The sequence below is a fragment of the Endozoicomonas arenosclerae genome (genome assembly GCF_001562015.1).
Taxonomy (GTDB): domain Bacteria; phylum Pseudomonadota; class Gammaproteobacteria; order Pseudomonadales; family Endozoicomonadaceae; genus Endozoicomonas_A; species Endozoicomonas_A arenosclerae.
Genome location: NZ_LASA01000171.1, coordinates 1 through 5084, shown reverse-complemented (window position 1 = coordinate 5084; position 5084 = coordinate 1). Strand labels below are relative to the sequence as shown.

Genomic DNA, 5084 nt, shown 5'->3' with positions numbered 1-5084 from the left:
CGTAAGAGGTTATTTCGCCCAGGGCGAAACGATCTCTTAGTTGAGCTTTTCCTTGATACGAGCTGCTTTACCGCTCAGAGCGCGCAGGTAGTACAGCTTGGCTTGACGTACGTCACCACGACGCTTCACATTGATGGAAGCAATCAGAGGGCTGTAAGTCTGGAAAACACGCTCAACGCCAACACCGCTGGAAATCTTGCGAACGGTGAATGCGGAGTTCAGGCCACGACTACGCTTGGCAATGCAGACACCTTCGAACGCCTGCAGACGCTCACGGTTGCCTTCTTTAACCTTAACTTGTACGACCAGAGTGTCACCAGGGCCGAAGCTCGGGATTTCCTTGGTCATTTGCTCTTGTTCGAGCGCTTCAATGATTCTGTTCTTGCTCATCTTAAATTTTGCTCCCGTTAGTCAAGAGTTCCACTGTTTGAGTCTGCCTTGCTATGGCTGTTGAGAAGCTTCATGTTCCTGAATAAATTCAGACAACAGTTTTTCTTCTTCACTGGTCAATTCTCTGTCTTGCAACAGATCCGGCCTTCTCAGCCAGGTTCTGCCCAGTGCCTGCTTGAGGCGCCATGCACGAATTTTTGCATGATCCCCAGACAGTAAGACTTCCGGCACTTGCTGCCCCTCGAAAACCTCAGGACGAGTGTAGTGCGGACAATCCAGCAGGCCATCAGCAAAGGAATCCTCTAATGCGGAATCCTTGTGACCCAGGGTGCCCGGTACAAAGCGTGATACTGCATCAATCAGAGTCATGGAGGCGAGTTCGCCACCACTTAACACGTAATCACCGATCGACCATTCCTCGTCGATTTCCTCGTTGATTACCCGCTCATCAATACCTTCATACCGCCCCGATACCAGAATTAACCGCTTTTTAGCGGCCAGTTCCTGAACCCCGGCCTGATCAAGCAGGCGTCCCTGGGGAGACAGGTATACTACCGTGGCATCGGCTCCAGCAGCTTGTTTGGCTGCATGGATGGCGTCACGCAGAGGTTGAATTTTCATCAACATGCCGGGACCACCGCCATAAGGTCGGTCATCCACAGTCCGGTGTCGGTCGTGGGTGAAATCCCTGGGGTTCCAGGTTTCCACTGAGACGATCCCTTCCTTTACTGCACGGCCTGAAATGCCGTGATCGGTAATGGCCCGGAACATTTCCGGGAACAGGGTAACAACACCGAACCACATATCTGCTGTTACGGGTGATTGTTCATGGTTTTCTGTTAGCTCAAGGCTATTTGTCAGCTCAGGGCTGCCCATATCACTTTCACTCATAACGCTTAAAATTCCGGATCCCAGTCAATCCGAATGAATCCTGCTTCCGGATTCACTTCCAGGATCACCTGATCAAGTAACCAGGGAACCAGTCGCTCGCGTCGGTCAAGGCTGCCTTTGCAGGCTTTGATGACCAATACGTCGTTGGCACCTGTCTCCATCAGATGGCTGGCTTTGCCCAGCAGAAGATCATTGCCCGCTTCATCAGCGGTCATCACTTCCAGACCTTCAACTTGATGCCAGTAAATCTCGTCATCAGCCAAAGGGGGCAGTTCGCTTTCAGCGATCAGGATCTCAGCGCCAGTGTACTGGCGGGCGATATCCCGATCATCGCATCCGGCGATGTGTGCAACCAGACCCTTGCCTTGACGGCGGCCCTGGTCGACTTCGATGGTCTGCTGGCGACCATCCTGGCGCAAAATCCAGTGCTTGTAGTTCAGAATGTTGGTTATGGGATTGGTGTGTGAATACACTTTCACCCAACCTTTCACTCCGTACACACCAGTAATACTTCCGAGGACAACCTGTTTAGGTTGAGCGGTTGCTGATGTTTTATTCACTGGTTCTGTTCCTTTTGAGGTAGCACTTTTAAACAGCTCAGGGCTGCCTTAAACAGCTTAAGCCAGTTCAATTGCAACCTCAGGCTGCTTTAGAGTCTTTCAGCAGCTTGCTAACGCGGTCGGATACGGTCGCACCCTGGCTCAGCCAGAATTCAACGCGCTCCTGGTCCACACGCAGACGCTCTTCCTGACCACGAGCAGTAGGGTTGAAGAAACCTACACGCTCGATGAAACGGCCACCTTGAGCCTTACGGCTGTCAGCAACAGTCAGGTGGTAGAACGGACGCTTTTTGGAACCGCCGCGAGCTAAACGAATTGTTACCATGGAATAATTTCCTGTAATCGTGATGTCCGGCAACGCTTGTCTCCGAAGACAGTTTGACCTGCCTCCAGACTCATGGATCACATACAGTGAGCCATGAAGGGCGCATATTCTAAGGAATAACCGTCCCGCTGACAATAAGCTTGACACTTATCTTGTTGCGGAATACCTCACCAGAGGGGGAGAAGGCAGGAATTGTTAGGCCTGCTAACAGCTTTGTTATGAATTTTATTTAGTACAAAAGTTCTAAACAGCAGGAATTAACCGTCAGGAGGATACCCTATGGCCTTTATCTGCGGCCATCAGGACTTTTCACAAAAGCCCGTCTATTCGATAGATATGCCCAAAGCAGCGTCTAATGGATCTGAAGAGATCAGTGTTACCCGGGGTCTGAATTATGTAGGCAGACTCAGCAAAAGTTACCCGGAGCTGGCTCTTGCAGAGAGAGAAGTGAAGGGTATCGACACACCTTATCTGGTGGAAATAGTGCTTAATGTTATCTGGCAGCTGGGTAGCCTGATCAGTGAATTCATATTTTCTGAGGAAAAGCATCAGGCCGCTACCGGTCATTTGATTACTCTGGCTGATGGTGGCTACCTGGTGAACGCCCGGGAGTACCTGTCGGTTATGGTGTTAAATCCAGCGGAGCCTGATCGTAAAAAACGCCATGCCAGGACAAATCTTGCCAGGGTTATGGTGGATACAGACAGGCAGATTCAGGAAAGGTTGAGAAAGCGCTCTGACTGGCAGGACTTGATAGAAGTCTTTTCTGCAAAAGAAGTTTCCGGGTCATTGGGGCCACTGAGTCTTCATTCGCTCAGAAATAACCTTCTGATGGGCAGGCCAGCAGGCCTGCCGGTTCTGAATACGCCAAAGCTCAGCCTTGAGGATATTCGGTCAATGGAAGATAGGGAGTAATTCAGGCTGCATTAAAACGGCTGAGTATTCGGGTAACTTCCTGAATTCGCTGTTCAAAGCTGGCCTTGCTGGCTCTTTCGTGGATGGTGTGATCACCATCTCCAAACGGGCCAAAGCCATCCAGAGTAGGGGTGCCCGTTGCAGATGCTGTATTGGCGTCGCTGACACCTCCCCGTTTCTCCGTGGGCAGTGAGTAGCCCAGAAGTTCTTCTATCTCATTCAGCAATGCCTGTTGTTGTTGGGTGCTCTCCATAACATCTCGTTGAATACCACCGCTAAGTGTTGCAGAAACACCATCCACCCAGGTTGTTTTAGCTATATCCTTTATTGCGGCCAAAATCCGATCTCGTTCCGGTGCGCAAGTGAATCGAAATTCAATGGTCAGGCTGGCTTTAGGGGAAATGGTGTTGGCACCTATACCTCCAGACATTTTGCCCACATTTGCGGTGGTGCCCGCTTTAAGGTGTGTCAGCTCAGTCAGGGCAATCAGCATTTTGGCTGCTGCCAGGTTGGCGTTACAACCTTCTGTGTATTTGTTGCCCGCATGAGCCGCTTTGCCTTCCAGTTCGATAAACATTGTCGCTACACCCTTTCGAGCCACCACCACTTCGTTCTTTTCACCGGCTGCCTCAAAGACCAGGCAGGCGTCGTATTGGCTGGCCAGTTCTGCAGTGAGATGTTTACTGTCGTCACTGCCTGTTTCTTCATCGCTGACCAGTAACATATCAATATTGTTGATCTTGCCTTGTTGGTGATGAGTATTTCTCAGGGCGTTCAATGCCACATGATTGCCACCTTTCATGTCGCATACACCAGGGCCGTATATCCAGTCCTGATCTTCGTGGAAGTCAGTGAAAGTGTTGATAGGAAAGACTGTATCCAGGTGACCCAATAAAAGCAGTTTGCGACCGGCTGTCTGTTCTGACCTGAAGTGCAGGTGATCGCCGATTTCTTTTCTTTCGTGACGTTCAGTTTGGAATCCCAGAGCTTCCATCCATTCACTGAATAGTTGGCCAACCTGATCCACACCGGATTTGTTTTTGGTGTGAGAGTTGATTTCAATAACAGAAGCGAGTTCTTTAAAGTCCACAGCGGTTTCTTCGTGATTTAATTAAGGCTTTCAGTATTTCAATGCGGGTAGTTAATTAATGAATATACAGTCGTCTTGATTAACAGGGCGTAAATTCACTCTTAACAAGAGCCCAATCAGAGTGATGAAACTAACACAGTAAAATGTCCGGAAAAGAGAGAGAAATGTAACAGTCTGTCGAAAAATTGACCTGCATCAAAAGATATGCGGATGCCTTAATAAGACAGTTAACAAAACGGATGGTGATAGGTATATTTTCGGCAGAACCTAAGGGGTTGCACAGAGGTAGTTGCTTTACTCTGGTAGCTTTTTTGGGAAAGCCTGTGAATGTCTGATGACTGTTGTCAGGCGTCTGGAGGTACTTCTGTCATCGCCTTGATTCTAAAACTATAACACTTCCTTGTTGTTTCTAATTAAGAAACGACAACAAAACGTTATTGCTCAAATTCCAATCTTATTAATAACCGACAAGTTCTACAGGAATTGATCATGTCTAAGTACACCGTTGGACTCTGGCTATACCAGAATGGTGGCGGAGATGTTATCCAGCGAAAATTGATTGAGCGTCTTCGGGAAAGAGATATTGGTGTTATCTCGGGACTGAACCTGGCCAAGGCACTGGCTCATAAAGGCTCAATTGTGTGCAATGGCGTTATCATGGAAGATCTCGACCTGTTCTATGGAACCTGCGAATAAGTCCCTGATCATGAGATAATAATCTCAGCAGCTTGATCAGAGGTAGTCATGGACCAACAACTCTCTTTTTCCGACAGTGAATTCAGCCAGAAGCGACGCAGAACTCGTAGGGAAATTTTTCTTGAAAGAATGGAGGTTCTGATTCCATGGAAACGCTTAGAGGCCGTAATCGAGCCCTATTACCCTAAGCGTGGCAACGGAAGACCTCCTTATCCTC

8 protein-coding genes are annotated in these 5084 nt (G+C 48.8%); 3 read left to right on the top strand and 5 right to left on the bottom strand.

Going from position 1 to position 5084, the window contains the following annotated elements; translation table 11 throughout:
- Nucleotides 1-36: 36 nt before the first annotated feature.
- From rplS to rpsP, 4 genes are all read right to left on the bottom strand, one after another.
- Nucleotides 37-390 (bottom strand): 50S ribosomal protein L19, encoded by a 354-nt coding sequence (rplS, locus tag WG89_RS25320; RefSeq protein ID WP_062270462.1) that lies wholly within the window; start codon nucleotides 388-390, stop codon nucleotides 37-39.
- A 51-nt stretch (nucleotides 391-441) separates the two neighbouring features.
- A complete protein-coding gene (gene trmD, locus WG89_RS25315) occupies nucleotides 442-1194 on the bottom strand; it encodes a tRNA (guanosine(37)-N1)-methyltransferase TrmD (protein ID WP_062270463.1) in 753 nt (250 codons plus the stop codon).
- Nucleotides 1195-1286: 92 nt separating this feature from the next.
- Complete coding sequence (gene rimM, locus WG89_RS25310) at nucleotides 1287-1841, bottom strand: ribosome maturation factor RimM (RefSeq protein ID WP_062270461.1); 555 nt, start codon at nucleotides 1839-1841, stop codon at nucleotides 1287-1289.
- Between the two features lie 79 nt (nucleotides 1842-1920).
- A complete protein-coding gene (rpsP, locus tag WG89_RS25305; RefSeq protein WP_062270460.1) occupies nucleotides 1921-2166 on the bottom strand; it encodes a 30S ribosomal protein S16 in 246 nt (81 codons plus the stop codon).
- A gap of 279 nt (nucleotides 2167-2445) precedes the next feature.
- Between rpsP and WG89_RS25300 the strand changes: the two genes are divergently transcribed.
- Nucleotides 2446-3081 (top strand): hypothetical protein, encoded by a 636-nt coding sequence (locus WG89_RS25300; protein WP_062270459.1) that lies wholly within the window; start codon nucleotides 2446-2448, stop codon nucleotides 3079-3081.
- A gap of 1 nt (nucleotide 3082) precedes the next feature.
- Here the strand turns inward: WG89_RS25300 and WG89_RS25295 are convergent, their stop codons facing one another.
- Complete coding sequence (locus WG89_RS25295) at nucleotides 3083-4171, bottom strand: M20 family metallopeptidase (protein WP_062270458.1); 1089 nt, start codon at nucleotides 4169-4171, stop codon at nucleotides 3083-3085.
- A gap of 489 nt (nucleotides 4172-4660) precedes the next feature.
- On the opposite strand from WG89_RS25295, the gene WG89_RS25290 reads away from it, so the two are divergent.
- Nucleotides 4661-4867 carry a hypothetical protein gene (locus WG89_RS25290; RefSeq protein WP_062270457.1) on the top strand — a complete coding sequence of 69 codons (207 nt, stop codon included), beginning with the start codon at nucleotides 4661-4663 and terminating at the stop codon, nucleotides 4865-4867.
- Nucleotides 4868-4915: 48 nt separating this feature from the next.
- Nucleotides 4916-5084, top strand: a 169-nt coding sequence (locus tag WG89_RS32355) for a transposase (RefSeq protein ID WP_062260605.1), incomplete at its 3' end; no start/stop codon positions are given.

Coding starts and splice junctions, on each gene's coding strand:
- trmD (WP_062270463.1), bottom strand. CDS start 1,194: ATGTGGTTCGGTGTTGTTACCCTGTTCCCGGAAATGTTCCGGGCCATT.
- WG89_RS25290 (WP_062270457.1), top strand. CDS start 4,661: ATGTCTAAGTACACCGTTGGACTCTGGCTATACCAGAATGGTGGCGGA.
- rpsP (WP_062270460.1), bottom strand. CDS start 2,166: ATGGTAACAATTCGTTTAGCTCGCGGCGGTTCCAAAAAGCGTCCGTTC.
- rplS (WP_062270462.1), bottom strand. CDS start 390: ATGAGCAAGAACAGAATCATTGAAGCGCTCGAACAAGAGCAAATGACC.
- WG89_RS25300 (WP_062270459.1), top strand. CDS start 2,446: ATGGCCTTTATCTGCGGCCATCAGGACTTTTCACAAAAGCCCGTCTAT.